Here is a 26,038-nt window from a genome sequence, read left to right as displayed (position 1 = left end):
CCAACGGCCCGCCGCCCCCTTCCAGCGCCTGGGCCACCCGCAGCGCGCCACCGAACACCGGCTCGCTGACGACGCCGGCGTCGGCTAAGTCGTCCAATCGCACCGGGCCGCCGTCCAGCACCGACGACGCCCGCGCCGCCCGCAGCGCCGCCTCGGCGGCCGTCAGCGGCCAGCCCCGCAGGTTGGCCTTATGCCGATGCGCTCGCCCGAGCGCTTCGCGGGCCCGGTCGCTGGCTTCAGCGACGCCGGGCAGCTCCATCAGCGGAGCCAGTGGATCAGCCGTCACGAGTTGCCAACTTAGCGCCGTCCCGCTCGCGCGCCGGGAATGGCTTCCAGCAACTGTTGGGTGTACTCGTGCCGAGGCCGGGTGAACACCTCTTCGGTGGGTGCCTGCTCGACGGCCCGCCCGGCGCGCATTACCAGGACGTCGTCGGAGATCTGCCGGATCACCGCAAGGTCGTGGCTGATGAACAGGTACGTCAGGCCGAGGCTGGCCTGCAATTCGGCGAGCAGATCCAGGATCTGCGCCTGCACCAGCACGTCGAGCGCCGAGACCGCCTCGTCGCACACCAGCATCTCCGGCCGCAGCGCCAGTGCGCGGGCGATCGCGACCCGCTGGCGCTGCCCACCCGATAGTTCCCGGGGCAGCCGGTCCAGCACCGAGGTCGGCAGCGCCACCTGGTCGACCAGCTCATGCACCGCGTTGCGGCGCTGACGGCGATCGCCCACCCGGTGGATGCGCAACGGCTCCTCGATGGCCCGAAAGACCGAGTACATCGGGTCCAGGCTGCTGTAAGGGTTCTGGAACACCGGCTGGACCCGGCGGCGGAAGGCCAGTGCCTTGTCCCGGCTCAGCTCTTGAACGATCTGATCGCCGCCGAAAACCACTGTGCCCGACGTCGGTTGCAGCAGGCCGAGCACCATGCGCGCCAGGGTCGATTTTCCCGAACCCGACTCCCCAACGATCGCCAGGGTGCTGGCCCGTCGCAGCCGAAACGACACCCCGTCGACGGCACGAAAATCCGCCCGGCGCCACGGTGCGCCCCGCGACTCCCGGTAAACCTTGGCCAGATCCGACACCACAAGCAGGTCGTCGGCTTCCTTGACGGCACGGCCCGCAGCTTTCTGACGGATGGCCAGCGAGGGTGCCGCGGCTACCAGTCTGCGGGTGTACTCGTGTTGCGGATCCTTCAGAATCGATTGTGCGGCACCGGATTCCACCACTTCACCGCGATGGATGACCACCACAGACTCGGCGCGTTCGGCGGCCAGCGCCAAATCGTGAGTGATGAGCAGCAGGGCGGTGCCCAACTCGTCGGTGAGCTGCTGCAGATGATCGAGGACCTGACGCTGCACCGTCACGTCCAGCGCCGAGGTCGGCTCGTCGGCGATCAGCAGGCGCGGCCGGCCCGCCAGACCGATGGCGATCAACGCGCGCTGACACATGCCACCGGACAGCTGGTGTGGATACCGCCCGGCTTGCTTGGCCGGATCGGGCATACCGGCCTCGGCGAGCAGCTGCACCGCCCGTCGCTGCGCATCGCGGCGATCGCTCCCGTTGGCCCGCAATGCTTCCCGAATCTGGAACCCGACCTTCCACACCGGGTTCAGATTGGTCATCGGGTCCTGGGGAACGTAGCCGATCTCCCGGCCCCTCAGCGACCGCAATAGTCGCTGGTTGGCTGAAGCGATGTCGCGCCCGGCAAATGTGATGCGCCCGGCCGTGATTCGCCCGCTGGGTGCGAGTAGGCCGAGAATCGCCGCGGCCGTGGTGGACTTTCCGGAGCCGGACTCGCCGACGACCGCGACGGTCTGGCCCCGAAGCACCGTCAGATCCACGCCGCGCACCACCGGCTCGTCGGCGCCGAATCTGACCTCGAGGCCCTCGACTGACAACAGCGGAGTTTCCACGCCACGCACGTTCATGCCCGCCACGCCCGCGACGCCGGGTCCAGGGCGTCGCGCAGAGCATCGCCCATCATCATGAACGCCAGCACCGTAATCGCCAGGGCGCCAGCGGGATAGAACAGAATCGGCGAACCCGCCCGCAGTCTGGTCTGCGCGATGTTGATGTCGCCGCCCCACGACACCACCGACGGAGGAAGCCCGACGCCGAGGTAGGACAAGGTGGCCTCGGTGACGATGAAGATCCCCAGGGCAATGGTAGCCACGGCGATCACCGGACCGATGGCGTTGGGCACCGCATGCCGCACCAGAATCTGAAACCTGCTCAGCCCCAGCGCCTTAGCCGCCAAAACGTAATCACTGGCGCGCACCTCGAGCACCGAACTGCGCGCGATCCTGGCCACCTGCGGCCAGCCGAACAAAGCCAGGATGGCAATCACCGTCCACACCGTGCGATGGTGCATGACCTGCATCAGCACGATTGCGGCCAGCAACAACGGTAATGCGAAGAACACGTCGGTGATACGCGATACCAGCGCGTCCACCCAGCCGCCGTAGAAACCGGCCAACGCACCCAGCGCCCCGCCGACGACGAACGCCGCGAATGTCGCCCCAAGCCCGACCGCGACCGAGGCCCGGGCCCCGTAAACGGTGCGCGCGTAGATGTCGTGGCCCTGCAGGTCGGTGCCGAACCAGTGCGCCGGGGACGGCGAAAGCATGCTCTGGGCCGGATCCGCATAGTGTGGGTCGATTCCGGTGAACAATGCCGGAAACGCCGCGACCACCAGAATGAAAAGGATCATCGCCGCTGCCACAATGAACTTCGGGCGCCTATGCATAGCGGATCCTGGGATCCAGTGCGGCATACAACAGGTCGACCAACAGGTTGGTGATCAGATAGATCACCACCAGCACGGTCACGATCGACACCACCGTCGGCGCCTCCTGCCGGGTGACCGCCTGGTACAGCACGCCGCCGACGCCATGGATGTTGAAAATGCCTTCGGTCACGATGGCCCCACCCATCAACGCCCCGAGATCGGCACCCAGGAAGGTCACCACGGGGATCAGTGAGTTGCGCAGGATGTGCACCGTCACCACCCGCGGCCGAGCCAATCCTTTGGCGGTGGCGGTCCGCACGTAGTCGGCGTGCGCATTGGCGGCCACCGCCGAACGCGTGAGCCGCACCACGTAGGCGAATGACACGGCACCCAAGACGATTCCGGGCAGCAGCAACCGGGCAAAAGTGGCATGACCACCCACCGTCACCGGCGCCAGGCCCAGCCGAACCCCGAACACGAATTGCGCCAGAAATCCCAGCACGAATATCGGGATGGCGATGATGATCAGCCCGGCGATCAGAACCGTGGCATCGAAGATGCCGCCGTGGCGCAGCCCGGCGATCACGCCAAAGCCGATGCCCAGCACCGCCTCCACCGCCAGCGCGATCAGCGCCAGCCGGAGCGTTACCGGAAAGGCATGCGCCAGAACGGAACTCACCGGCAGACCGGAGTAGGCCCGGCCCAGATCACCATGCAGGAGACCTCCCAGATAGCGCAGGTACTGCAGCAGAAACGGGTCATCGAGGTGATACCGGGCTCGCAATCCAGCAGCTACCGCGGGGCTGAGCGGCCGGTCACCGGCCATCGCCGCCACCGGATCACCTGGCAGCAGAAAGACCATGCCGTAGATCAGCAGTGTGGCCCCGAAGAAGACGGGCACCATCACCGCGATCCGGCGCACCACATACCAACCCATCTCAGGCCTTGATGATGTTCTCGTAGTCGGGCAGCCCGTTCCAGGTGACCTGAACGTTGCTCACCTCGGTCGACCACCCGACGACGGAGATGTTGTCCCACAGCGGCACAATGGGCATGTCGTGCAACAGGATGCGCTGTGCGACGTTGGCCAGCGCATTGGCTTGCGGCAAACTGGGCGCAGCCTCGGCGGCGGCCAGCGCGGCGTCGAACTCGGGATTGGAATAGCCAACGTCATTGGAGCCCGCCCCGGTGGCGAAAATCGGGGCGAGGAACTCGATCATCGAGGGATAGTCACCCTGCCAGCCCGCGCGAAATGCCGTGTCGATGGTGCGATTGGCGATCTGCGTCCGCAAGGCGGCGAAGGTGGGCTGCGGCGCGCCGGCCGCGTCGATGCCCAGCACGTTCTTGATGCTGTTGGCCACCGCGTCCACCCACTCCTGATGCCCGCTGTCGGCGTTGTAGGCAATCGCGTACCTGCCACTCCACGCTGAAATCGCATCGGCTTGCGCCCAGAGTTGCCGGGCCCGGGCGGGATCGAAGTCCAACGCGTCGCTACCGGCTAGGTGCCGGTCGAACCCGGGTAGCGACCGGACCGTGAAATCGCGTGCGGGACTGCGACTTCCATTGAAAATCTGCTGACATATCTGCGGCCGGTTGATGGCAGCCGAAAGCGCCAGCCGGCGCAGCCGCCCCTCCTCGCCGCCGAAATGCGGTAGCCGCAAAGGGGTGTCGAGCGTCTGGTTCACGGCGGCAGGCCCGCTGACGGCGTTGCCGCCCAGATCGCGTTTGTATACGGTCAACGCGCTCGATGGAATCGTGTCCAGGACATCGAGATTGCCGGACAGCAGATCGGCGTAGGCGGTGTCCAGATTGGCGTAGAACTCGAACCGCAGGCCCTTGTTATGGGGTTGACGAGTTCCGTGGTAGTCGGGGTTGGGCACCAGATCGATCTTCACATTGTGTTCCCATGCCGGTCCGCCTGAGCCGTTGTCCAACTTGTACGGGCCGTTGCCGATCGGGTTGTGGCCAAACGCCGCCATGTCCCGAAAGGCCATGTCCGGCAGGGGATAGAACGCGGAAAAACCCAGTCGCAAGGTGAAGTCGATGGTCGGCGCCTTGAGCCGCACGGTGAATTGCAGGTCATTGATCACCCGCAACCCGGACATAGTGGTCGGCGTCTTCGCACTCGGCGCGCCGGCCACCTCGTCGAATCCCTCGATCGGGCTGAAAAACTGTTGTTGCAGTTGGGCATTGGCGCTCAGCGCACCGTAGTTCCACGCGTCGACGAAGGAGCGGGCCGTCACGGGTGAGCCGTCGGTGAACTTCCAGCCGCGTTGCAAGGTGATCCGGTAGTTGACGTTGTCGGTGGTCTCAATCGACTGCGCGACCTCCAGCGACGGCCGGCCGGCCGCGTCATAGGCCATCAGGCCGGCAAACAGCCGATCGACGATGCGACCGCCGTTGCTGTCGTTGGTGTTGGCCGGGATCAGCGGGTTGGGCGGTTCGCCGCCGTTGACCAGGACCAGGTCAGGGCTCAGCACACCGCCGCCGCACGCGGCCACCGGCGCGACCGCCAGCACGGCGGCAGCCAGCACCGCCAGCACGGCCCGCATCCGACGCATGACAGCGACCATAGATGCTGCGGGCATCGTTGCTGCTCGGTCCTCCCGGGATAATCGTCTTCGTGACCCGAACCGCAATTCCCGTAGTCGCCGCCGCCGCGATTCTTACCCTGTCGAGCCCGCCGGCCCGCGCCGACGAAGCACCTGCCTGCACGTCCGATCAGGTCGCGATCAGCGCCGGCCAGGCCGAAGCCGGCGTCGGCCATCGTGCGGTGCCGCTGACGTTCAGCCTCGTCGACGGCGCTGCGGCATGCACGCTCACCGGCTATCCGAAGGTCGACTCGGGCGCCGGCGGCCCGCTGATTCACGCCAAGCCCACACTGCGCGGATACCTGGGCGGACTGCCGCCCGGCATCGATACACCGCCGACGGTTACCTTGACGGCAACGCAACAGGCTCAGGCCATCGTCGAGGGCATGGCGATCGACGGCGGTGGAAACCCGTGCCCGAGCTACACCGATCTGCTGGTCACCCTCCCCGACAGCACCGGGGCGATCACGGTGCCCACCGGCATCGACGTCTGCCAACTGCAGGTCCACCCCGTCACCGACGCGCCCTGATAGCGCCGGCGATATCGCGTTTTGAATCGGACTATGTGAACCCGCGGCGGTGCTGGCGTGACGCGTGTTACCGCAGGCGCGCTAGGCTGCGACGAGTGAGCCAGAGCACTTCCGAAGTCCCGTCGTCGTACCCGCCGCCCGACCAATTCGCCGAGCACGCCAACGCGGGCAACGAGCTGTATCACGAGGCCGAAGAGGACCGGCTGGCCTTTTGGGCCAAGCAGGCCGAGCGGTTGTCCTGGGCGGCGCCTTTCACCGAGGTACTGGACTGGTCGGAGGCGCCGTTCGCGAAGTGGTTCGTCGGCGGCAAGCTCAACGTCGGCTATAACTGCGTGGATCGGCACGTCGAAGCGGGCCACGGCGATCGGGTCGCCATCCACTGGGAGGGTGAGCCCGATGGCCACCGCCGCACCCTGACCTATGCCGATCTGCAAGCCGAGGTGGGTAAGGCCGCCAACGCGCTGACCGGTCTCGGTCTGGTCGCCGGTGACCGCGTCGCCATTTACCTGCCGTTGATTCCCGAAGCCGTGATCGCCATGTTGGCCTGCGCGCGGTTGGGGATCATGCACAGCGTGGTGTTCGGCGGCTTCACCGCGAAGGCATTGCGGGCCCGTATCGCCGACGCCCAGGCGAAATTGCTGATCACCGCCGACGGTCAATTCCGGCGCGGCAAGCCCGCGCCACTGAAAGACGCCGCCGACGAGGCCGTCTCGGATCCCGATAGTCCCGTCGAGCACGTTCTTGTGGTGCGGCGCACCGGAATTGACGTGCCCTGGAACGACGAGCGCGACCTGTGGTGGCACGAGGTCGTCGACTCCGCAGCACCCGAACACACCGCGGAGGCATTCGACGCCGAGCAGCCGCTGTTCCTGCTGTACACCTCAGGCACGACCGGCAAGCCCAAGGGCATCGTCCACACCAGCGGCGGCTATCTGACCCAGTCCTGCTACACCGTGCATGCCATTTTCGACGTCAAACCCGACACCGACGTGTTCTGGTGCACCGCCGACATCGGCTGGGTCACCGGGCACACCTACGGCGTCTACGGTCCGTTGGCCAACGGCATCACCGAGGTGCTGTATGAGGGCACCCCCAGCACTCCCGACGAGCACCGGCATTTTCAGATCATCGAAAAGTACGGCGTCACAATCTATTACACGGCTCCCACTCTGATCCGTACGTTCATGAAATGGGGCCGCGAGATTCCCGACGCGCATGATTTGTCCAGCCTGCGACTGCTCGGCTCGGTCGGCGAACCGATCAACCCCGAGGCCTGGCGCTGGTATCGGGAGGTGTTCGGCGCCAACCAGGTTCCCGTGGTGGACACCTGGTGGCAGACGGAGACGGGCTCGGCGATGATCTCGCCGCTGCCCGGAGTTGCTGCGGCCAAACCAGGTTCGGCGATGGCGGCGCTGCCGGGGATCTCAGCCAAGATCGTCGACGACCACGGCGACCCGCTCGAACCAGACCCCAACGAGAAGGGCGAGCACATCACCGGCTACCTGGTGCTGGACCAGCCCTGGCCGTCGATGCTGCGCGGCATCTGGGGTGACCCCGAGCGATACAAGGAAACCTACTGGTCCAAGTACGCCGACAAGGGCTACTACTTCGCCGGCGATGGCGCCCGCTTCGATCCCGACGGCGCGATCTGGGTGCTGGGTCGCATCGACGACGTGATGAACGTTTCCGGACACCGAATCTCCACTGCCGAAGTGGAATCGGCTCTCGTCGGCCACTCCGGCGTGGCAGAGGCGGCCGTCGTCGGGGTCACCGATGACACAACCGGTCAGGCGATTTGTGCCTTCGTCGTCCTGTGCGACCACGACGACGCCCACAAGGGAACCCTCGACGAACTGAGAACCCATGTGGCCCAGGAGATCTCGCCGATCGCCAAGCCACGCGAAATTCACATCGTGCCCGAGCTGCCCAAGACCCGCAGTGGCAAGATCATGCGCCGGCTATTGCGCGACGTCGCCGAAAACCGCGAACTCGGCGACACCTCGACGCTGTTGGACCCCAACGTCTTCGACGCGATCCGGGCCGCCCAGTAGCTCACGCGGCGATCGCAAGCGCGGCGGAGCCGGGCGCGGCGGGTCGCCGCCACGCGGCGATCGCAAGCGCGGCGGAGCCGGGCGCGGCGGGTCGCCGCCAAGGTCAGCCGCTCAGCGGCTCACCCGATCGGGACGAATCCCGAACCGGGACGGTTCTTTTCGGTGATATCGGCAAGGTCGGCGTTGATCGACATCACCACCGCCGGCGTGTGCAGCGGAATGTACTTGGTGACGCAGGTAGGCAGATTTTCACTGAACGCGCCGTGAATCATCCCGACCAGCTGATTGTCCACCGTCACCGGCGCACCCGAGTCGCCCGGGCCGCCGCACACCTGCATCAGGATGCTGCCCGGATCCTGGCCGGGCCCCCAGGTGACGCCGCACGAGTTGCCGGTGGTGCGGCCCTGTTTGCAGGCGATCTGGCCGAACGTCGGATCCGGGCCGATGCCGTCGATCGCGAAGCCGTTGAAGTTGTTGACCGGCGACACCAGCGCCGGATCGAACTTGATCACCGCATAGTCGAGCAGGTCGTTACCGGCGACCATGGTGCCTACCGTGCCCTTGTTCTGCGCGGCCTCGGCGGCAACTGGCGCCCCCGGCCCCCCGCAGTGTGCGGAGGAGAATCCGATCAGGTCGCCATTCTTGTCGTGGCCGATTGCGGTCAGGGTGCACAGGGTGCCGCCATTGACGACAATGCCGGCACCACCGCCCAACGGGACCTTGTCATCGCCAACCGCGCTAGTGGCGGGCAGGAATACCAGTGCCATGAGCACGGCCACGATCGCCGCGGATAAGCGGCGGAGCGCCGTCTGCAAAGTGATACTCCCGTCGAGTGGTGGGACGAGTGGTCAGAAGAGCCTGAGCACAGATGGGCAAGTCTAAAGGATCACTGGGTATGGTTTGGCACCCTGCAAATGGCCGCGACCGTCAATTTTGAAGGGGCTTCGGCTGGCCTCGTACGGCCGCAGACCGCATGGCAACATAAACCGCGACGACTGCGTACCGCGGGCAGTTAAACCGAGAGGACCGTCTGTGAGCAAACCTGATCGCAAGAGCGGTGTGCCCAGCACGCTGACCACGATTCCGCTTACCGACCCGCACGCCGGGCCTGCCGAACCGTCGATCGGTGACTTGATCAAAGACGCCACGACTCAGATGTCGACCCTGGTACGCGCCGAGGTCGAACTGGCCCGCGCCGAAATCACCCGTGACGTCAAGAAGGGTCTGACGGGCAGCGTTTTCTTCATCTCCGCGCTGGTGATCCTCTTCTACTCCACCTTCTTTTTCTTCTTCTTCCTCGCCGAATTGCTCGACACGTGGATCTGGCGCTGGGTGGCGTTCCTGATCGTCTTCGCGATCATGGTCGTGGTCACCATCGTGCTGGCCCTGCTGGGTTTCCTGAAGGTCCGCCGGATCCGGGGACCCCGCCAGACCATCGAATCGGTCAGGGAGACCCGCGACGCGCTCACCCCCGGCCATGACAAGGCCGGGCCGCCCAAGATCACCGCCGACGGCGGCAAGCCGCCCGCCGATCCTTCGGGCTGGTAAATGCCGGCACCAGATCCGTCGATGGCCCGCATCGACGGGCCATGGCGACATCTGGATGTACACGCCAACGGCATCCGGTTTCACGTGGTCGAGGCGGTGCAGCCCGACCTCGATGCAACCACACCCGCGACGGCGCGGCCGCTGGTCATCCTGTTGCACGGTTTCGGTTCGTTCTGGTGGTCCTGGCGTCACCAGTTGCGCGCATTGACCGGTGCCCGCGTGGTAGCGGTCGACCTGCGCGGCTACGGCGGCAGCGACAAACCGCCGCGCGGCTACGACGGCTGGACGCTGGCCGGTGATGCGGCCGGGCTCATTCGTGCGCTCGGGCACTCGTCGGCCACGCTGGTCGGCCACGCCGACGGCGGGCTGGCCTGTTGGACTACCGCGGTGCTGCATTCGCGGCTGGTACGCGCCATCGCGCTGATCAGTTCGCCGCACCCAGCGGCGCTGCGCCTATCCACCCTGACCCGCCGCGATCAAAGCCGGGCGCTGCTGCCGACGCTGCTGCGCTACCAGGTGCCCATCTGGCCCGAACGCCTACTCACCCGACACGACGCGACCGAGATCGAGCGCTTGGTGCGCAGCCGCAGTTCCGCCAAATGGGCTGCCTCCGAAGACTTTTCGCAGAGCATCGGCTATCTGCGTCAGGCCATCCAGATCCCGGGAGCCGCACACTGCGCGCTGGAGTACCAGCGCTGGGCGGTGCGCAGCCAGCTGCGCGGCGAAGGCCGCCGCTTCATGGGATCGATGATCAAACAGCTCGGCATTCCGGTGCTACACCTGCGCGGTGACGCCGATCCGTACGTGTTGGCCGCCGCGGTCGAGCGCACCCAGCGCTATGCGCCGCACGGACGCTATATATCCATTGCCGGCGCAGGACATTTCAGCCATGAAGAGCTGCCCGACGAGATCAATCGGCATCTGATGCGATTTTTCGAGCAGGTGCACCGAAACCGGCTCAGCTGACGCAGGCGCCGGTGCCCACCTGCTGGGTGGCCCCGATCTTGGAAAGCTGGCTGGCCACTTCGCCTGCCGTCAATACGAACCCGGTGTCGGCGTCGTCGACGGCGGCGCCGAACACCACGCCGAGCACCTGGCCGTTGAGGTCGATCAATGGCCCCCCCGAATCACCTTGCTCCACATTGGCTCTGATGGTGTAGACATCGCGGGTGACCGCCTGCGGGTTGCGGTAGATGTCGGGGCCGCTGAGCCTGATGGCCTCGCGAATCCGGGCCGGAGTGGCGGTGAAGTTGCCCCCGCCGGGATAGCCCATCACCACGACGTTGGTGCCCGTTTTCGCCTCGCCCTCGGCGAACGTCAGCGGCGCCGGCGGCAGGTTGGGGACGGCCAGAATGGCGATGTCGACGGCCGGATCGTAGGACACCACCAGTGCGTCGAAGGGCTTGCCGCTGGCGTATATCGAGACGCTGTTGGAGCCGGCCACCACGTGCGCGTTGGTCATCACCCGGTCCGGCGCAATGACGAATCCGCTGCCCTCCAACACCTTCTGGCAGCTGGGCGCCAGGCTGCGGACCTTGACCACGCTGGGCGCGGTCGCGGTCACCACCGGATTATTGGCCAGCTCGGGATCGGGGGAAGCCACCGGGATGACCGGGGTGCGGCTGAACGGCTCCAGGACGGCCGGCAGGCCGGAGGTGTTCAACAGCGCCGACAGCCGCTTGGGCACCGTTTTCAGCCAAGTCGGTGCTACCTCGTTGACCTGGGCGAGGACCCGCGAACCGCGGACGGCGTTGGCAAGCTCGGGTTGATCCTTCGACTGGGTCAGCGGGGTGGCCAACAGCCATGCCGCGGTCAGCACCACCACCAGCTGCACCCCGACCCCGATGATCGAGTCGATCACCCGGACCGGCCGGTTGCGGATCGCGCCGCGCACCGCCCGGCCCAGCACGACCCCGGCCACCTCGCCCACCACGACCAGCGCCAGAATCAGAAACAGCGCGGTGAACAACTTGGCCCGCGGCGCAGCGATGTGACTGACGATGTGCGGGGCCAGCAGCACGCCCGCCACCGCACCCAGCAGCACACCGGCAAACGAGAGCGTGGAACCCAGCGCACCGGACCGCCAGCCGGAGATGGCCGCGATGAAGGCGACCGCCAGTACCGCGATGTCCAGCCACTGCGACGGCGTCATCGAGTTCATCGCAACCCACCCTCGCCGACCAGTGTCATCGCCTCGTCCAGCTCACGGACGTCGCTGGTGTCCCAGGGCTGCGCCCAGCCGGCGACGTCGAGCACCGCAGAAATCACTTGGCCAGTGAATCCCCATACCAGCATTTGGTTCAGCAGAAACGCCGGTCCGGCCCAGCGACGAGTGAGCGTGCCGCGATAGACCATCAGCCGGTTGGCCGGGTTGATGAAGGCACGCACCGGAACCCGCGCCACGATTGCGGTCTCGGCCTGGTTGACAACGTTCACCGGCCCGGGATCCGGTGAATACGCCAGCACCGGAACGACGTGGAATCGGGACGGCGCGATGAACGTCCGCTCCATGGTGGCCAGCGGATGCAGCTTTGCGACATCGATTCCGGTTTCTTCGTACGCTTCCCGCATGGCGGTCGCGACGGGTCCTTCATCGCCGGGATCGGATGCGCCGCCGGGGAAGGCGGCTTGGCCGGCGTGGTGACGCAATGTCGAAGCCCGCACGGTCAGCAGCAGGTCGGCGTCGTCGGGAACGCCGCCGTCGGCCGGGGCGTCCTGCGGACCCGAGAACAGCACCAGCACGGCGGCTTCACGGCCGCCGCCGCTGACGGCGGCCGTGGCGCGCGCGGCGGTCACCAGAGCGAGCACATCGGCGGGCAGCCGGCGCCGGAATGCATCGGGTATCTGGTCGACGTTGTCGACCAGCGGCCGCAACCAGGACGGGCCCAGATCAGGAGTCAGCGCAACGGCAGCACTCACCGCCGCCTCCTCCCTGAGATCCCTGGGATCCTTCAATTGCCCTTACTTGCCCGGTTCGCTACCAACCGCAACCGCGATCTCGTCGGCACTGCCGAAGGCTCGTGGCAGGGTTTTGGCCACGCTACCGTCCGGCCGCAGCAGCACGGTCGCGGGCATCACGTTTGCGACCCGCAGCGCCGCCGCGACCTTACGTCGGCCGTCCTGCAGGGTCGGCAGCCGAACGCCGAGTTCGGCCAACCGCAGCAAGGCGGCCGTCTCGTTCTCGTCCTGATGCACCGTCACCACCATTACCTCTGAACCCATCCGACGTTGATACTCGGCCATCGCCGGCAGTTCGGCTGTGCACGGCGCGCACCAATACGCCCACAGGTTGAGGACCACCCAACGTCCGCCCAGCGCTTGCGCCACGTCAACAGCCGAACCGTCAGCTGCGCACTCCACCACCACACCGTGCAGCGGCCCGGGCCCCGGACCCTGGCCGGCGGGGCACGAAGGCAGGTCCGCACGCTGCCGGGGGCCGGCAAGTGCTACCGGCGTATCGGCATCGCGGTGTTCGCGCGCGGCGGGCGCCTGAGTGGCGGCGCCGGGCGCATCGGCGTCGCGCAACTGGGCAGCCAGCGCCACGATCAGCGCGGCCACCACCGCCAGGATCGCGATCGTCCAGCGGGTTCGCCCGGTCAGCTTCCTCATTGCGCCGGGCTCGAACGTGAAACTGGCCGCACGCTCGCGCTCCAGCGTGCGGCCTTCTTCACACTCGCGCCGCTCAACAATTACAACCCGGCCAGGGCCAACAGGTGTTCGGTTTCCGGTCCCTGGACCAGCGGCGCGGCCAGCAACGGATCCGTGGGACCAAGCCCGTAAGAGGGGCAATCTTTGGCGAGCACACATACTCCGCACGCGGGCTTGCGCGCGTGGCACACCCGACGGCCGTGGAAGATGACGCGGTGGCTCAGTAGGGTCCATTCCTTGCGTTCGATCAGTTCGCCGACCGCGTGCTCAACCTTGACCGGGTCCTCTTCGGCGGTCCAGCGCCAGCGCCGCACCAACCGTCCGAAATGGGTGTCAACGGTGATTCCGGGGATGTCGAAGGCGTTGCCCAGGATGACGTTGGCGGTCTTGCGCCCGACGCCGGGCAGCGTTACCAGTTCCGCCATGGTGGCCGGCACCTCGCCGTCGAACCGCTCGACCAGCGCCTGCCCCAGGCCGATGAGTGAGGAAGCCTTGTTTCGGTAGAAGCCGGTCGGCCTGATCAGCTCCTCCAGCTCGGTGCGGTCCGCCTGCGCGTAGTCCAGCGCTGTCTTGTACCGCACGAACAATGCCGGCGTCGTCAGGTTCACCCGCTTGTCGGTGCTCTGCGCCGAAAGAATGGTCGCCACCGCGAGCTCGAGCGGATTGGTGAAGTCGAGCTCGCAGTACACATGCGGAAACGCCTGCGCCAGTGCGCGATTCATCCGCCGCGCCCGTCGGACCAGGCCGGCTCGGGTCTCCGTGGACCAGCGGGCTGCAACTTCAGGTTCGGGAACGGCCGGCTTCGCCTTGGAACGTCCGGACGACTTTGCCGCTGTCACCTACGACAGAGTACTGATTTCGTGATCTCGTCGAGACCTCGTGTTGATTCAAAGCCATGTTTACTCTCCTTGTGTCATGGTTGCTGGTTGCCTGCATTCCGGCGTTGCTGATGCTGGCGACGCTCGGGCTGGGGCGGCTGGAAAAGACACTTGGCCGCGATACCGTGACGGCGCGCGACGTCGCCGAGTTCCTTGACCATGCCCAGCCCGTGGACGTACATACGCTGGCCAGAGAGGGAATGCCGGAGGCGCTGGACTACCTGCATCGGCGTCAGGCCCTTGGGCTTGCGGTGGCTCGGTCCCCGGAGCCGCCCATCGGGCGGCATCATGTCGAGGCGTTCTTTGCCAGCGAGGTCACCACCCGCGTCGAGGTGAGCCTGCCGAACCGGGTGCACAGGCATGCCCGGCCGAATCCGCAATTTGGCGCGACTCGACACATTAATCGTGTGTAGCGTTGGCAGGTCGCACCGATTGGCCTACCTTTAGACTCGTCAACGGTCAAAAGCTTGGCCTGCCCGTATCAATTCGTTGGAAAAGTGAAGAGGCAACGTGGACGAGATCCTGGCAAGGGCAGGAATCTTCCAGGGGGTTGAACCCGGCGCGGTCGCCGCACTGACCAAACAACTGCAGCCGGTCGACTTCCCCCGTGGACACACGGTTTTCGCTGAGGGTGAGCCGGGCGATCGGCTGTACATCATCGTTGCGGGGAAGGTGAAGATCGGTCGCCGGTCACCGGATGGCCGCGAGAACCTGCTGACCATCATGGGTCCGTCGGACATGTTCGGCGAGTTGTCGATCTTCGACCCGGGGCCGCGGACGTCCAGCGCAACCACGATCACCGAGGTGCGCGCCGTTTCGATGGACCGCGACGCGCTGCGGGCCTGGATCGCCGACCGCCCCGAGATCGCCGAGCAGCTACTGCGGGTGTTGGCCCGCCGGCTGCGGCGCACCAACAACAATCTGGCCGACCTGATCTTCACCGACGTGCCCGGCCGGGTGGCCAAGCAGTTGCTGCAACTGGCCCAGCGGTTCGGCACGCAAGAGGGTGGTGCGATGCGGGTGACGCACGACCTGACTCAGGAGGAGATCGCCCAGCTGGTGGGCGCTTCCCGGGAGACGGTGAACAAGGCGCTGGCCGATTTCGCCCACCGCGGCTGGATCCGGCTCGAAGGCAAGAGCGTGCTCATCTCCGACTCAGAGCGCCTGGCCCGCCGCGCCAGGTAGCCCACCTTTTTTCCGCGAGCGTGCATGTTTGTACGGTGACACGCCGTTTCAGGCGTACATGTGCGCACGTTCGCGGCTACTGAGTCCGCAGGTAGTTCAGCTGCACCTGGACGGACCATTCGGCTGCGTCCCACAGCTTTTCGTCGACGTCGACATAGACGTGTTCGACTATCCGGCGCGCGCTGACGTCTTCGCCGAGATCCCGCAGCGCCGAGCGCACCTGCTCGAGCCGCTCGTGCCGGTGCACCAAATACCCCTGCGTGACGGCGTCCAGGTCGGGGAGCTCCGGCCCATGGCCGGGCAGTACCACCCGCTTGCCCAGACCACGCAGCCGGCGCAGTGACTCCAGGTAGTCCCCCAGGCTGCCGTCTTCCTTATCCATCACGGTGGTGCCGCGGCCCAGCACCGTGTCGGCCGTCAGCACCGCGTCGTCGACCAGGAAGGACAACGAGTCGGCGGTGTGGCCAGGAGTCGACATCACTTTGATCTTCAGGCCGGCCGCGTCGATCACCTCGCCGTCGACCAGCTCACCGCCGAGACCGCGCAAGAAGCCGCTGCCTGCCGACCGCACCGTCGCCCCGGTCGCCTCGACCAGCTTGTCGATGGCGTCGGTGTGGTCGCCATGGCGGTGGCTGATCAACACCAACACGATCCGTCCCAGCGCGGCTACCCGGGTGATGTGCTCGTCGTCGTCCGGCCCGGGATCCACAATGACCAACTCGTCGCTGCGCGGCCCGCGCAGCACCCAAGTATTCGTGCCCTCCAGCGTCATCAGCCCGGGGTTATCGGCCAGCAGCACCGACACGGTGTCCGTGACCGGCCGCAACTGCCCGTATGCGGGATGCGCCAGCTCGGCCACGATCGTCAGCCGACCTCCACGATCAGCTCGACTTCCACGGGGGCGTCCAGCGGTAGCTCGGACACACCGACGGCCGACCGCGCATGCGCGCCCTTATCGCCGAACACCTCGGCCAGCAGATCCGAAGCCCCGTTGATCACACTCGGCTGGCCATTGAAGCCGGGCGCGGAGGCCACGAAGCCGACGACCTTGACCACCTGCGTTACCGAGTCCAGACCTACCAGCGAGTCGATTGCCGCCAACGCGTTGAGCGCGCACAGTCGCGCCAGGGCTCTGCCGTCCTCCAGGCTGATGTCGGCGCCCACCTTGCCGGTCTGGGCGAGCTTGCCGGCCTCGAACGGCAACTGGCCCGCGGTATACACGAGGTTGCCCGTACGCACCGCTGGAACATAGGCCGCCAGCGGCGCCGCCACTTGCGGCAGCGCGATGCCGAGTTCGCTCAGCCGGGCCCAGATAACGCTCACTTTGGGCGCTTCAGGTAAGCAACGTGCTGCTCACCGGTTGGCCCGGGCAACACCGCCACCAACTCCCACCCGTCGGCGCCCCACTGATCGAGGATCTGTTTGGTGGCGTGCGTGAGCAGCGGAACCGTGGCGTACTCCCATGCGGTGGGTTGGGTCATGACGCGAAGCTTATCCGTCGGGAAGCTAGAGCTAGCATGCGATGGTGGCAAACACTTCTAGCGGCGGTAGTTCCGTCGGCTGGCCATCGCGCCTATCGAAGGTCCGCTTGCATTTTGTGACCGGCAAAGGCGGGACCGGGAAATCGACCATCGCAGCGGCTCTCGCGCTGACGCTGGCAGCGGGCGGGCGCAAGGTGCTGCTGGTGGAAGTTGAAGGGCGCCAAGGGATTGCGCAGCTATTCGATGTTCCGCCGCTGCCGTATCAGGAACTCAAGATCGCGACGGCCGAAAGGGGCGGACAGGTCAACGCGCTCGCGATCGACATCGAGGCCGCATTCCTGGAATACCTCGACATGTTCTACAACCTGGGTATCGCGGGCCGGGCAATGCGCCGCATCGGAGCGATCGAATTCGCGACGACGATCGCGCCCGGTCTGCGCGACGTGCTGCTCACCGGAAAGATCAAAGAGACGGTGATCCGCGTCGACAAGAACAAGCTGCCCGTCTACGACGCGATCGTCGTCGATGCGCCACCGACGGGGCGTATCGCGCGATTCTTGGACGTCACCAAGGCGGTGTCGGACCTGGCCAAGGGTGGGCCGGTGCATTCACAGGCCGAGGGCGTGGTCCGGTTGCTGCATTCCGACCAGACGGCCATCCACCTGGTGACGCTGCTCGAAGCGCTGCCGGTGCAGGAAACGTTGGAAGCCATCGAGGAGCTGTCCGACATGGACCTGCCGATCGGCAGCGTGATCGTGAATCGCAATATTCCGGCCTACCTCGCGCCTGACGATCTGGCAAAGGCCGCCGAAGGCGATGTCGACGCGGACTCGGTGCGGGCCGGATTGGCCACAGCCGGCATCGAGCTCAGCGACGCCGACTTCGCCGGTCTGTTGACCGAGACCATCGAGCATGCCACCCGGATCGCCGCTCGTGCCGAGACCGCGCAGCAGCTCGATGCCCTGCAGGTACCACGACTGGAATTACCGACGATCTCCGACGGCGTGGACCTCGGCAGCCTCTATGAACTTTCGGAATCGCTTGCACACCAGGGGGTCCGATGAGCGTCACGCCGAAAACCCTTGATATGGCCGCCATCCTGGCCGATACGTCCAACCGGGTGGTGGTCTGTTGCGGCGCCGGCGGTGTAGGCAAGACCACCACTGCGGCGGCGATCGCGTTGCGCGCCGCTGAATATGGGCGCACCGTAGTGGTTTTGACCATCGACCCCGCTAAGCGACTGGCACAAGCGTTGGGGGTCAACGACCTTGGCAACGCACCGCAACGAGTGCCGTTAGCGCCAGAGGTACCCGGCGAGCTACACGCGATGATGCTTGATATGCGCCGTACTTTCGACGAAATGGTGGTCCAGTACTCCGGATCCGATCGGGCGCAATCGATTCTGGACAACCAGTTCTATCAGACCGTCGCCACATCGCTCGCCGGAACGCAAGAGTACATGGCCATGGAGAAGCTGGGCCAGCTGCTGAGCCAGGACCGTTGGGACCTGGTGGTGGTCGACACCCCTCCGTCACGCAATGCACTGGACTTCCTGGACGCGCCAAAGCGATTGGGCAGCTTCATGGATAGCCGGCTGTGGCGGCTGCTGCTCGCCCCCGGTCGTGGCATCGGCCGATTGGTCACTGGTGCAATGGGATTGGCTATGAAAGCCATGTCGACGATTCTCGGTTCGCAGATGTTGGCCGATGCCGCGGCGTTCGTACAGTCGCTGGATGCCACGTTCGGTGGTTTCCGCGAAAAGGCCGACCGCACGTATGCGTTGTTGAAGCGGCGCGGCACCCAGTTCGTGGTGGTGTCGGCCGCCGAACCCGACGCACTGCGCGAGGCGTCCTTCTTCGTGGACCGGCTCTCCCAGGAGGGGATGCCCCTGGCGGGGCTCGTGTTGAACCGGACCCACCCGCCGTTGTGCGCGCTGCCCGTCGAGCGGGCCATCGACGCCACCGAGACGCTGGAGTCCGAAGGCGCCGGCTCCGAAGCCGCGTCGCTGGCGGCGGCCGTGCTGCGGATTCATGCCGACCGCGGACAGACCGCCAAGCGGGAGATCCGGCTGCTGTCCCGGTTTACCGGGGCCAACCCGCATGTGCCGGTCATCGGGGTGCCGTCGTTGCCGTTTGACGTCTCTGACCTGGAGGCACTGCGGGCCCTTGCCGACCAGATCACTTCGGTCGGAGACGAAGCGGCTCGCGCGGCAGCACGCCGTTAGATCACATCAGTCACACCAGCATCGCGCCGAGCACCCACACCCAAACTGCAACCGCGATATCGCCGGCACGGCGGGGTACCGGGGTCCGAAGCTTGCGATATGGCCTGGTGCCGCACGTGGTAGGCACTGAGTGTGAACCCCGAACCGCCGCTGCTGCTTGTGCTGGATCTGGCCGGCACCTTCGTTTTCGGCTTGAACGGGGCAATGACAGCGGTGCGCGCGGCACGGCTGGACGTGGTGGGCGTGGTGACCCTGGGGATGATGACAGCGTTGGGCGGCGGTGTCGTCCGCGACTTGATCATCGGCGCGGTACCGCCGGCCACTTTTCGTGACTGGCGTTACTTCACGCTGGCTTTCGCGGGCGGACTGATCGCATTCGCGCTCAGCCGCAAGCTTTCTCGGCTGGAGACGCCCATCGTGGTGCTGGACGCGATCGGCCTTAGCGTGTTCGCGGTTATCGGCGCGGACAAGGCAATGACCTTCGGGCTCGGGATCGCACCCGCGATCCTGCTGGGCGTGGTCACCGCGGTCGGCGGGGGGACGCTGCGGGACACGCTGGTCGGGCAGATCCCGACCGTGCTGCGCAGCGACCTGTACGCAATCCCGGCACTGGTGGCCGCCGCCATCACCGTTGCGGCGATCAGTTTGGGCGCCTATGGGCTCCCGGCAGCACTGGCAGCCGCGGCGGTTTGCTTCATGATCCGGATGGTCGGCGTTCGATTCGGGCTGAACGCACCGAGTCCGCCTGGCACCCGAGCTGATTAACTCAGCGCGCCGGCGACGCCAGCGCGGCGACGACAAGTGCTTGGGTCCAGGTGTCCAGGCTTGGGCGGGATGGACCGGGAGGCGTAAGGGACGCCCAGCGCTGGCGGGATATCGCTGATCTCGTTATGAGCAGATCAACGAAAAGCGCCACGAAACGGCGATCGAGGAATTAATGTATTCCACACACGCCAGTCCCTATCGGGCACTAGCCAATTAGAGTCTGACCGGCGGTGGTCGTAACAGAAATGTAATGACGAGGGCCGTCTCCGGACCCCCAACTACCCGCTGCGGCGCTTGCGCTTGTCGAAGTAGTCCGACCAGGAAACGACCTCGGGGTGCTGCTTGAGCAGAGCCCTGCGCTGACGCTCGGTCATGCCACCCCAGACGCCGAACTCCACCTTGTTGTCCAGTGCGTCGGCCCCGCATTCCTGCATCACTGGGCAGTGCCGGCAGATCACCGCGGCCTTCCGCTGGGCAGCCCCGCGGACAAACAATTCGTCCGGGTCGGTGGCTCGGCAAAGGGCCTTTGACACCCAGGTAATGCGCTCTTCCGCCTCGACGCTGCGAAGCGGCGTTTGCGCGGCCACAAGGTTCGTCCTTCTAGCAGCCGGACGTGTTCCTGACACGAGCTGATCCCTTCCTCCCGGTCGCTAATCGCGACCGCCCTCCTCGGGTCCCAGCCGAGGTGCGATCCTCGCCACACTGCGCACATCGCTGTTACCTGAATCTCACTGCCTATACAAGTTAGGTGTTCAGGTGGCAATTGCGCAACAGTCCGATAACGCTTTTTCTGGGACGGGCGTCCAGTCTTAGACCAATCTGCCGGGGGAAACATGTGGTGTTGACCCTATTTAGGCGCCCTGACCAGTGACGCAGCCGCAAATTAACCGAAACGCCCCTCAGCACGTCGGATCGCACCTTAAGAAAAGATTTTTTCGGCGCAGCGGCGCGGGGGGGTGACAGGGGGTCGCTACTGTAGTACGCATGCCCGAGCGCCCCCCAGCCGTTATCACCCTGCTGAAGCTCGTGGGCTGTTGTCTGCTCGCCAGCGTCGTCGCCGCGGCGCTGATGTTTCCCTTCGCCGGCGGCCTCGGTCTGATGTCCAATCGGGCCTCAGAAGTTGTCGCCAACGGCTCGGCCCAGCTGCTCGAAGGCGAAGTGCCGGCGGTCTCGACCATGGTCGACGCCAAGGGCAACGTCATCGCGTGGCTTTACTCTCAGCGCCGTTTCGAAGTGCCGTCGGACAAGATCGCCAACACCATGAAGCTGGCGATCGTGTCGATCGAGGACAAACGGTTCGCCGATCACAACGGCGTCGACTGGAAAGGCACCCTGACCGGCCTGGCCGGCTACGCCTCCGGCGACGTCGACACCCGCGGCGGCTCGACAATCGAGCAGCAATACATAAAGAACTACCAACTGCTGGTGACGGCCCAGACCGACGCGGAAAAGCGCGCGGCCGTCGAGACCACTCCGGCGCGCAAGCTGCGTGAGATCCGGATGGCGCTCACGCTGGACAAGACATTCACCAAGCCCGAGATCCTGACCCGGTACCTGAACCTGGTGTCCTTCGGCAACAACTCCTTCGGTGTGCAGGACGCGGCACAGACCTACTTCGGGGTGAACGCGATCGACCTGAACTGGCAACAGGCGGCCCTGCTGGCCGGCATGGTGCAGTCCACGAGCACGCTCAACCCGTATACCAACCCAGAAGGCGCGCTGGCCCGGCGAAACCTGGTGCTGGACACCATGATCGAGAACATCCCGCAGGAAGCCGACGCGTTGCGCGCCGCCAAGACGCAACCGCTGGGGATCTTGCCGCAGCCCAACGAGCTGCCGAGGGGCTGTATCGCCGCAGGTGACCGCGCTTTCTTTTGCGACTACGTCCAGGAGTACCTGTCGCGCGCCGGTATTAGCAAGGAACAGGTGGCCCGCGGCGGCTACCTGATCCGCACCAATCTGGACCCCGACGTCCAGATTCCGGTCAAGACCGCCATCGACAGGTTCGCCAGCCCGACGCTGGCCGGCATCTCCAGCGTGATGAGCGTGATCCTGCCCGGCAAGGATTCGCACAAGGTCGTAGCGATGGCCAGCAACCGCAAGTACGGGCTGGACACCGAAGCCGGCGAAACCATGCGCCCACAGCCGTTCTCTCTCGTCGGCGACGGCGCCGGCTCGGTCTTCAAGATCTTCACCACGGCGGCCGCCCTGGATATGGGCATGGGCATCAACGCCAACCTGGACGTGCCGGGCCGTTTCCAGGCCAAGGGCATGGGTAGCGGTGGCGCCAAGGGCTGTCCCAAGGACACCTGGTGCGTCATCAACGCCGGGAACTACCGGGGATCGATGAGTGTGACGGACGCGCTCGCCACCTCGCCCAACACCGCGTTCGCCAAGCTGATCCAGCAGGTCGGTGTGACTCGCACGGTGGACATGGCGATCAAACTCGGGCTGCGGTCCTATGCCAATCCCGGCACCGCCCGCGACTACAACCCGGACAGCAACGAGAGCCTGGCCGACTTCGTCAAACGGCAGAACATCGGGTCGTTCACCCTCGGGCCGATCGAGGTCAATGCGCTGGAACTGTCGAACGTCGCGGCGACGCTGGCCTCCGGCGGCGTGTGGTGCCCGCCCAACCCCATCGACAAACTGGTCGACCGCAACGGCAACGAGGTCGCCGTCACCACCGAAACCTGCGATCAGGTGGTCCCGGCGGGGCTGGCCAACACCCTGGCCAACGCCATGAGCAAGGACGCCGTGGGATCCGGCACCGCCGCGGGTTCGGCCGGCGCGGCGGGCTGGGACCTGCCGATGTCCGGCAAGACGGGGACCACCGAAGCCCACCGCTCCTCCGGCTTCGTCGGTTTCACCAACCATTACGCGGCGGCCAACTACATCTACGACGACTCGACCTCGCCGACGGATCTGTGCTCAGCCCCGTTGCGTCACTGCGGCGACGGCGACCTGTACGGCGGTAACGAGCCGGCCCGCACCTGGTTCACCGCGATGAAGCCGATCGCCAAGAACTTCGGCGACATCGCGTTGCCGCCGACCGACCCGCGCTACGTCGACGGCTCACCGGGTTCCCGGGTACCCAGTGTGGCCGGACTGGACGTAGACCTAGCGCGCCAACGCCTCAAGGACGCCGGTTTCCAGGTCGCCGACCAACCCAACTCGGTCAACAGCAGCGCTAAGTACGGCGAGGTCGTCGGCACCTCACCCAGCGGCCAGACGATCCCGGGATCCATCATCACGATCCAGATCAGTAACGGCATTCCACCGCCACCGCCGCCGCCACCGGAGGGCGCGCCGCCGGTACCGATCGGATCACAGGTAGTCGAGATTCCCGGCCTGCCGCCGATCACCATTCCGCTGCTGGCACCGCCCCCGCCACCGCCTCCGCCGTAAACCGGAAGCGGCCCCGGAAGGGGCAGAGAACGCGCGGTCACCCGCCCAACGGCAGTAGGCTGCCTGGCATGGCTGATGTTCTGCCCATCATGTTGCGCACCGGTGCCGTCGCCCTCGGCTCGGCTATCGCGGGCGTCGGTTATGCCGCGTTCGTCGAACGCAACGCGTTCGTGCTGCGCGAGGTGACGATGCCGGTCCTGTCGCCCGGTTCGACGCCGCTGCGGGTGCTGCATATCAGCGACCTGCATATGCTGCCCAACCAGCGTCGCAAGCAGGCCTGGCTGCGCGAGCTGGCCAGCTGGGAGCCCGACCTGGTGGTCAACACCGGTGACAACCTGGCCCACCCCAAGGCCGTGCCTGCCGTCGTGCAGACGCTGGGCGACCTGCTGTCGCGACCGGGTGTCTTCGTCTTCGGCAGCAACGACTACTTCGGGCCGCGGCTGAAGAACCCGCTGAACTACCTGACCAACCCCGATCACCGGACCAAGGGCGAGCCGTTGCCCTGGCAGGACCTGCGGGCGGCGTTCACCGAGCGCGGCTGGCTCGACCTCACCCACACCCGCCGCGAGTTCGAGGTGGCGGGGCTGCACATCGCGGCCGCGGGCGTCGACGATCCGCACATCGACCGCGACCGCTACGACACCATCGCCGGGCCGGCCAGCCCGGCGGCCAATCTGCGGCTGGGCCTGACCCATTCGCCCGAGCCGCGGGTGCTCGATCGCTTCGCCGCCGACGGCTACCAACTGGTGATGGCCGGCCACACGCACGGCGGACAGCTGTGCCTGCCGTTCTACGGCGCCCTGGTGACCAACTGCGGCCTGGACCGCTCGCGCGCCAAGGGGGCATCGCAGTGGGGCGCGAACATGCGCCTGCACGTCTCGGCCGGGATAGGCACCTCACCGTTCGCTCCGGTGCGGTTCTGCTGCCGGCCGGAGGCAACCTTGCTGACGCTGATCGCGGCGCCCATGGGCGGCCGTGATTCCAGCAGCAACCTGGGTCGCTCACAGCCAACAGCTTCGGTGCGTTGAGCGATCGGGCCCACATCGCGGTCCGCAGCCAGTCCCGCAGCTGGACGGACAACGCGATCCGGCTGATCGAGGCTGACGCGCGCCGCAGTGCCGATACGCACTTGTTGCGCTACCCGCTGCCCGCGGCCTGGTGCAACGACGCCGGCGTCGAGCTGTATCTGAAGGATGAGACGACGCACATCACCGGCAGCCTCAAGCACCGGCTGGCGCGGTCGCTGTTCCTGTATGCGCTGTGTAACGGGTGGATCAATGAGGGGACGACGGTGGTGGAGGCGTCGTCGGGTTCGACGGCGATTTCCGAAGCCTATTTCGCCGCCATGCTCGGTCTGCCGTTCATCGCTGTGGTGACCGCCACGACGAGTGCCTCCAAGATCGCGCTGATCGAATCCCAGGGTGGCCGTTGCCATTTCGTGGAGAAGTCCAGTCAGGTCTACGACGAGGCCGCGCGACTTGCCGAGCAGACCGGTGGGCATTACCTCGACCAGTTCACCAACGCCGAGCGGGCCACCGACTGGCGCGGCAACAACAACATCGCCGAGTCGATCTACACGCAGATGCGCGAAGAGGCATACCCGATCCCGGAGTGGATCGTGGTCGGCGCGGGCACTGGCGGAACCAGCGCGACGATCGGCCGCTACATCCGTTATCGACGGCATGCGACACGGCTGTGTGTGGTGGACCCGGAAAACTCCGCGTTCTTTCCCGCCTACGCCGAAGATCGGTACGACATCGTCATGTCTGCCTCGTCACGGATTGAGGGCATCGGCCGCCCCCGGGTGGAGCCGTCATTTCTGCCTCGCCTGGTCGACCGCATGGTGTCGGTTCCCGACGCCGCATCGATCGCCGCGGCCCGGCACGTCAGCGCCGTCCTCAAGCGCCGGGTGGGGCCGTCGACGGGAACCAACGTGTGGGGGGCTTTCGGCCTGCTCGCCGAGATGGTCGCGCAGGGCCGCAGCGGTTCGGTGGTGACCCTGCTCGCCGATAGCGGCGACCGCTACTCCGACACTTATTACTGCGACGAGTGGGTCAGCGCTCAGGGGATCGATCCGACCGGCGCGGCGCAGGCGCTGCTTAAATTTGAACGCTCCGGCACCTGGAACTGAGGTGCGACCTGCGGTTTGGCTAGTCGACCGGCCGGTGCGATAGGCTGTCCAAGCTTCAAGCGGGGTGTGGCGCAGCTTGGTAGCGCGCTTCGTTCGGGACGAAGAGGCCGTGGGTTCGAATCCCGCCACCCCGACCAGTGTTCTAACTGGTAACAGAGTTAGAGACCACCGCTAAACAGCGGTCATTCGGAGATTCGCGGCGGATGAAACATCTTTTGGTGTGCGCTGACAGACCGTCGCTATGCCCGGATTGTTGAAGAGCTCCGTCGCGCGCGCTCAGCAAAATCATCGAGGGCTGCGATTACCTCAGGCGCGCGCCAGACCCGATTGCGTGGACCAGACGTGGTTTCGAGAATGATCTCTGCCTCGGACAACGGGTGGAGGTATCGGCGTGCGTGCTTCGATTCGATACCCAGCTCTCCGGTTAGGAGTGCCGTATTGATGACCGGGCGACGCAGCAGAAGGTCGGCTATTTGCCATACGGCCGAGTCGCTACGAGCCGTGATCTTGTCGTTCCACCCTGCGCGGACGGCGTGCATATCATCCACAAGTTGACGGCCATTGAATACTGCCGCGACTGCCGCCTCCGATACTCTGTCGACAATTGGGACCGGGTTGCCGTCACGGTACGCGGTCAGCGCGGCAAAGTAAGAGTCAGTATCGGTCAACAGCCCTGCAGAAACCGGGACAGTGACGTTTCGCGTCAACCCCTTGTGTCGCAGCATCGCTTGGATCAACGCACGACCCGTGCGGCCATTTCCGTCGATGAACGGATGGATAGTTTCGAACTGCGCGTGAGCCAACGCGATCTGCGGTAGGTCAAGTCCAGGGACGTGGTGTACGACGTCGTCGTGTGATTCTTCGATGTGATG

General features: G+C 66.0%; 26 protein-coding genes, 1 tRNA gene and 1 pseudogene. 13 read left to right on the top strand and 15 right to left on the bottom strand.

The window, feature by feature from the left end:
• The 5 genes and pseudogenes from BST12_RS24615 to BST12_RS24595 all read right to left on the bottom strand — a co-directional run.
• Nucleotides 1-286: pseudogene (locus BST12_RS24615) on the bottom strand (oxidoreductase); the annotation flags it as partial.
• A gap of 11 nt (nucleotides 287-297) precedes the next feature.
• Nucleotides 298-1,926 (bottom strand): dipeptide ABC transporter ATP-binding protein, encoded by a 1,629-nt coding sequence (locus BST12_RS24610; RefSeq protein WP_083115857.1) that lies wholly within the window; start codon nucleotides 1,924-1,926, stop codon nucleotides 298-300.
• Entirely contained in the window at nucleotides 1,923-2,771 is an 849-nt protein-coding gene (locus BST12_RS24605; protein ID WP_083115854.1) for an ABC transporter permease, read from the bottom strand. The genes BST12_RS24610 and BST12_RS24605 overlap by 4 nt, the downstream gene beginning before the upstream one ends.
• Nucleotides 2,737-3,663 carry an ABC transporter permease gene (locus BST12_RS24600; protein ID WP_083115853.1) on the bottom strand — a complete coding sequence of 309 codons (927 nt, stop codon included), beginning with the start codon at nucleotides 3,661-3,663 and terminating at the stop codon, nucleotides 2,737-2,739. Before BST12_RS24600 ends, BST12_RS24605 begins: the two co-directional genes overlap by 35 nt.
• A 1-nt stretch (nucleotide 3,664) precedes the next feature.
• Nucleotides 3,665-5,299 carry a peptide ABC transporter substrate-binding protein gene (locus BST12_RS24595; RefSeq protein WP_139801899.1) on the bottom strand — a complete coding sequence of 545 codons (1,635 nt, stop codon included), beginning with the start codon at nucleotides 5,297-5,299 and terminating at the stop codon, nucleotides 3,665-3,667.
• A gap of 50 nt (nucleotides 5,300-5,349) precedes the next feature.
• Here BST12_RS24595 and BST12_RS24590 point away from each other — a divergent pair, with 50 nt between their 5' ends.
• Together BST12_RS24590 and acs are read left to right on the top strand one after the other, a co-directional pair.
• Nucleotides 5,350-5,847: a DUF4232 domain-containing protein gene (locus tag BST12_RS24590; RefSeq protein ID WP_245850553.1), complete on the top strand. Its 498-nt coding sequence runs from the start codon at nucleotides 5,350-5,352 to the stop codon at nucleotides 5,845-5,847.
• Nucleotides 5,848-5,942: 95 nt separating this feature from the next.
• Nucleotides 5,943-7,898 carry an acetate--CoA ligase gene (acs, locus tag BST12_RS24585; RefSeq protein WP_083115851.1) on the top strand — a complete coding sequence of 652 codons (1,956 nt, stop codon included), beginning with the start codon at nucleotides 5,943-5,945 and terminating at the stop codon, nucleotides 7,896-7,898.
• Between the two features lie 119 nt (nucleotides 7,899-8,017).
• Here the strand turns inward: acs and BST12_RS24580 are convergent, their stop codons facing one another.
• On the bottom strand, nucleotides 8,018-8,713 hold the full coding sequence (locus BST12_RS24580) for a chymotrypsin family serine protease (protein WP_083115850.1): 696 nt from the start codon (nucleotides 8,711-8,713) through the stop codon (nucleotides 8,018-8,020).
• 217 nt (nucleotides 8,714-8,930) lie between these two features.
• Here BST12_RS24580 and BST12_RS24575 point away from each other — a divergent pair, with 217 nt between their 5' ends.
• Nucleotides 8,931-9,446 (top strand): phage holin family protein, encoded by a 516-nt coding sequence (locus BST12_RS24575; protein WP_083115849.1) that lies wholly within the window; start codon nucleotides 8,931-8,933, stop codon nucleotides 9,444-9,446.
• Entirely contained in the window at nucleotides 9,447-10,412 is a 966-nt protein-coding gene (locus tag BST12_RS24570; RefSeq protein WP_083115848.1) for an alpha/beta fold hydrolase, read from the top strand.
• On the opposite strand, the gene marP is transcribed toward BST12_RS24570, so the two are convergent.
• The 4 genes from marP to nth all read right to left on the bottom strand — a co-directional run bounded on the left by marP (nucleotide 10,405) and on the right by nth (nucleotide 13,816).
• Nucleotides 10,405-11,598 carry an acid resistance serine protease MarP gene (gene marP, locus BST12_RS24565; protein WP_139801898.1) on the bottom strand — a complete coding sequence of 398 codons (1,194 nt, stop codon included), beginning with the start codon at nucleotides 11,596-11,598 and terminating at the stop codon, nucleotides 10,405-10,407. The two genes, BST12_RS24570 and marP, sit on opposite strands and share 8 nt — an antisense overlap.
• Nucleotides 11,599-11,603: 5 nt before the next feature.
• Entirely contained in the window at nucleotides 11,604-12,401 is a 798-nt protein-coding gene (locus tag BST12_RS24560; protein WP_211281353.1) for an NUDIX hydrolase, read from the bottom strand.
• Nucleotides 12,402-12,407: 6 nt separating this feature from the next.
• Nucleotides 12,408-13,055 carry a TlpA family protein disulfide reductase gene (locus BST12_RS24555; protein ID WP_083115845.1) on the bottom strand — a complete coding sequence of 216 codons (648 nt, stop codon included), beginning with the start codon at nucleotides 13,053-13,055 and terminating at the stop codon, nucleotides 12,408-12,410.
• Between the two features lie 80 nt (nucleotides 13,056-13,135).
• The gene (nth, locus tag BST12_RS24550) at nucleotides 13,136-13,816 is read right to left on the bottom strand and encodes an endonuclease III (RefSeq protein ID WP_139801897.1); all 681 of its coding nucleotides are present in this window, start codon (nucleotides 13,814-13,816) and stop codon (nucleotides 13,136-13,138) included.
• A 173-nt stretch (nucleotides 13,817-13,989) separates the two neighbouring features.
• Here nth and BST12_RS24545 point away from each other — a divergent pair, with 173 nt between their 5' ends.
• Together BST12_RS24545 and crp are read left to right on the top strand one after the other, a co-directional pair.
• The gene (locus BST12_RS24545; protein ID WP_083115843.1) at nucleotides 13,990-14,385 is read left to right on the top strand and encodes a hypothetical protein; all 396 of its coding nucleotides are present in this window, start codon (nucleotides 13,990-13,992) and stop codon (nucleotides 14,383-14,385) included.
• Nucleotides 14,386-14,482: 97 nt separating this feature from the next.
• Entirely contained in the window at nucleotides 14,483-15,157 is a 675-nt protein-coding gene (gene crp / locus BST12_RS24540) for a cAMP-activated global transcriptional regulator CRP (protein ID WP_012396681.1), read from the top strand.
• 76 nt (nucleotides 15,158-15,233) lie between these two features.
• On the opposite strand, the gene BST12_RS24535 is transcribed toward crp, so the two are convergent.
• The 3 genes from BST12_RS24535 to sp36 are packed head-to-tail and all read right to left on the bottom strand — an operon-like array spanning nucleotide 15,234 to nucleotide 16,638.
• Nucleotides 15,234-16,025, bottom strand: coding sequence for an MBL fold metallo-hydrolase (locus BST12_RS24535; RefSeq protein WP_083115842.1), 792 nt, complete (start codon nucleotides 16,023-16,025; stop codon nucleotides 15,234-15,236).
• Nucleotides 16,022-16,471 carry a RidA family protein gene (locus BST12_RS24530; RefSeq protein WP_139801896.1) on the bottom strand — a complete coding sequence of 150 codons (450 nt, stop codon included), beginning with the start codon at nucleotides 16,469-16,471 and terminating at the stop codon, nucleotides 16,022-16,024. Before BST12_RS24530 ends, BST12_RS24535 begins: the two co-directional genes overlap by 4 nt.
• Before the next feature lie 5 nt (nucleotides 16,472-16,476).
• Nucleotides 16,477-16,638, bottom strand: coding sequence for a Sp36 family protein (gene sp36, locus BST12_RS31165; protein ID WP_003419736.1), 162 nt, complete (start codon nucleotides 16,636-16,638; stop codon nucleotides 16,477-16,479).
• A gap of 41 nt (nucleotides 16,639-16,679) precedes the next feature.
• Here sp36 and bagA point away from each other — a divergent pair, with 41 nt between their 5' ends.
• From bagA to BST12_RS24515, 3 genes are all read left to right on the top strand, one after another.
• On the top strand, nucleotides 16,680-17,702 hold the full coding sequence (gene bagA, locus BST12_RS24525; RefSeq protein WP_083115840.1) for an ATPase BagA: 1,023 nt from the start codon (nucleotides 16,680-16,682) through the stop codon (nucleotides 17,700-17,702).
• Nucleotides 17,699-18,862, top strand: a complete 1,164-nt coding sequence (bagB, locus tag BST12_RS24520; protein ID WP_083115839.1) for an ATPase BagB — start codon at nucleotides 17,699-17,701, stop codon at nucleotides 18,860-18,862. The genes bagA and bagB overlap by 4 nt, the downstream gene beginning before the upstream one ends.
• A 132-nt stretch (nucleotides 18,863-18,994) precedes the next feature.
• Nucleotides 18,995-19,627 (top strand): trimeric intracellular cation channel family protein, encoded by a 633-nt coding sequence (locus BST12_RS24515; RefSeq protein ID WP_083115838.1) that lies wholly within the window; start codon nucleotides 18,995-18,997, stop codon nucleotides 19,625-19,627.
• 278 nt (nucleotides 19,628-19,905) lie between these two features.
• Here BST12_RS24515 and BST12_RS24510 read toward each other — a convergent pair whose 3' ends face one another.
• A complete protein-coding gene (locus BST12_RS24510; RefSeq protein ID WP_083115837.1) occupies nucleotides 19,906-20,253 on the bottom strand; it encodes a WhiB family transcriptional regulator in 348 nt (115 codons plus the stop codon).
• A 358-nt stretch (nucleotides 20,254-20,611) separates the two neighbouring features.
• On the opposite strand from BST12_RS24510, the gene ponA2 reads away from it, so the two are divergent.
• The 4 genes from ponA2 to BST12_RS24490 all read left to right on the top strand — a co-directional run bounded on the left by ponA2 (nucleotide 20,612) and on the right by BST12_RS24490 (nucleotide 25,303).
• Nucleotides 20,612-23,035 carry a transglycosylase/D,D-transpeptidase PonA2 gene (ponA2, locus tag BST12_RS24505; protein WP_083115836.1) on the top strand — a complete coding sequence of 808 codons (2,424 nt, stop codon included), beginning with the start codon at nucleotides 20,612-20,614 and terminating at the stop codon, nucleotides 23,033-23,035.
• Between the two features lie 68 nt (nucleotides 23,036-23,103).
• Nucleotides 23,104-24,063 carry a metallophosphoesterase gene (locus BST12_RS24500; RefSeq protein ID WP_083115835.1) on the top strand — a complete coding sequence of 320 codons (960 nt, stop codon included), beginning with the start codon at nucleotides 23,104-23,106 and terminating at the stop codon, nucleotides 24,061-24,063.
• Nucleotides 24,060-25,166 carry an L-cysteine desulfhydrase Cds1 gene (gene cds1 / locus BST12_RS24495; protein WP_083115834.1) on the top strand — a complete coding sequence of 369 codons (1,107 nt, stop codon included), beginning with the start codon at nucleotides 24,060-24,062 and terminating at the stop codon, nucleotides 25,164-25,166. The genes BST12_RS24500 and cds1 overlap by 4 nt, the downstream gene beginning before the upstream one ends.
• A gap of 60 nt (nucleotides 25,167-25,226) precedes the next feature.
• Nucleotides 25,227-25,303, top strand: a tRNA-Pro gene (locus BST12_RS24490).
• A 102-nt stretch (nucleotides 25,304-25,405) separates the two neighbouring features.
• Here the strand turns inward: BST12_RS24490 and BST12_RS24485 are convergent.
• The coding region (locus tag BST12_RS24485) for a Fic family protein (RefSeq protein WP_139801894.1) at nucleotides 25,406-26,038 on the bottom strand (633 nt) is incomplete at its 5' end.

Origin of the sequence: Mycobacterium angelicum (assembly GCF_002086155.1) — a bacterium.
Taxonomy (GTDB): domain Bacteria; phylum Actinomycetota; class Actinomycetes; order Mycobacteriales; family Mycobacteriaceae; genus Mycobacterium; species Mycobacterium angelicum.
Note: the sequence above shows the minus strand (reverse complement) of the source record. Positions and strands in the feature narration are given on the sequence as shown.

Bases quoted from the DNA above. Each gene is read 5' to 3' on its own strand.
- BST12_RS24610 (WP_083115857.1), bottom strand. From the start codon at position 1,926: ATGAACGTGCGTGGCGTGGAAACTCCGCTGTTGTCAGTCGAGGGCCTC.
- BST12_RS24605 (WP_083115854.1), bottom strand. From the start codon at position 2,771: ATGCCGCACTGGATCCCAGGATCCGCTATGCATAGGCGCCCGAAGTTC.
- BST12_RS24600 (WP_083115853.1), bottom strand. From the start codon at position 3,663: ATGGGTTGGTATGTGGTGCGCCGGATCGCGGTGATGGTGCCCGTCTTC.
- BST12_RS24595 (WP_139801899.1), bottom strand. From the start codon at position 5,299: ATGGTCGCTGTCATGCGTCGGATGCGGGCCGTGCTGGCGGTGCTGGCT.
- BST12_RS24570 (WP_083115848.1), top strand. From the start codon at position 9,447: ATGCCGGCACCAGATCCGTCGATGGCCCGCATCGACGGGCCATGGCGA.
- marP (WP_139801898.1), bottom strand. From the start codon at position 11,598: ATGACGCCGTCGCAGTGGCTGGACATCGCGGTACTGGCGGTCGCCTTC.
- BST12_RS24555 (WP_083115845.1), bottom strand. From the start codon at position 13,055: ATGAGGAAGCTGACCGGGCGAACCCGCTGGACGATCGCGATCCTGGCG.
- nth (WP_139801897.1), bottom strand. From the start codon at position 13,816: ATGAATCGCGCACTGGCGCAGGCGTTTCCGCATGTGTACTGCGAGCTC.
- BST12_RS24545 (WP_083115843.1), top strand. From the start codon at position 13,990: ATGTTTACTCTCCTTGTGTCATGGTTGCTGGTTGCCTGCATTCCGGCG.
- sp36 (WP_003419736.1), bottom strand. From the start codon at position 16,638: ATGACCCAACCCACCGCATGGGAGTACGCCACGGTTCCGCTGCTCACG.
- bagA (WP_083115840.1), top strand. From the start codon at position 16,680: ATGGTGGCAAACACTTCTAGCGGCGGTAGTTCCGTCGGCTGGCCATCG.
- bagB (WP_083115839.1), top strand. From the start codon at position 17,699: ATGAGCGTCACGCCGAAAACCCTTGATATGGCCGCCATCCTGGCCGAT.
- ponA2 (WP_083115836.1), top strand. From the start codon at position 20,612: ATGCCCGAGCGCCCCCCAGCCGTTATCACCCTGCTGAAGCTCGTGGGC.
- BST12_RS24500 (WP_083115835.1), top strand. From the start codon at position 23,104: ATGGCTGATGTTCTGCCCATCATGTTGCGCACCGGTGCCGTCGCCCTC.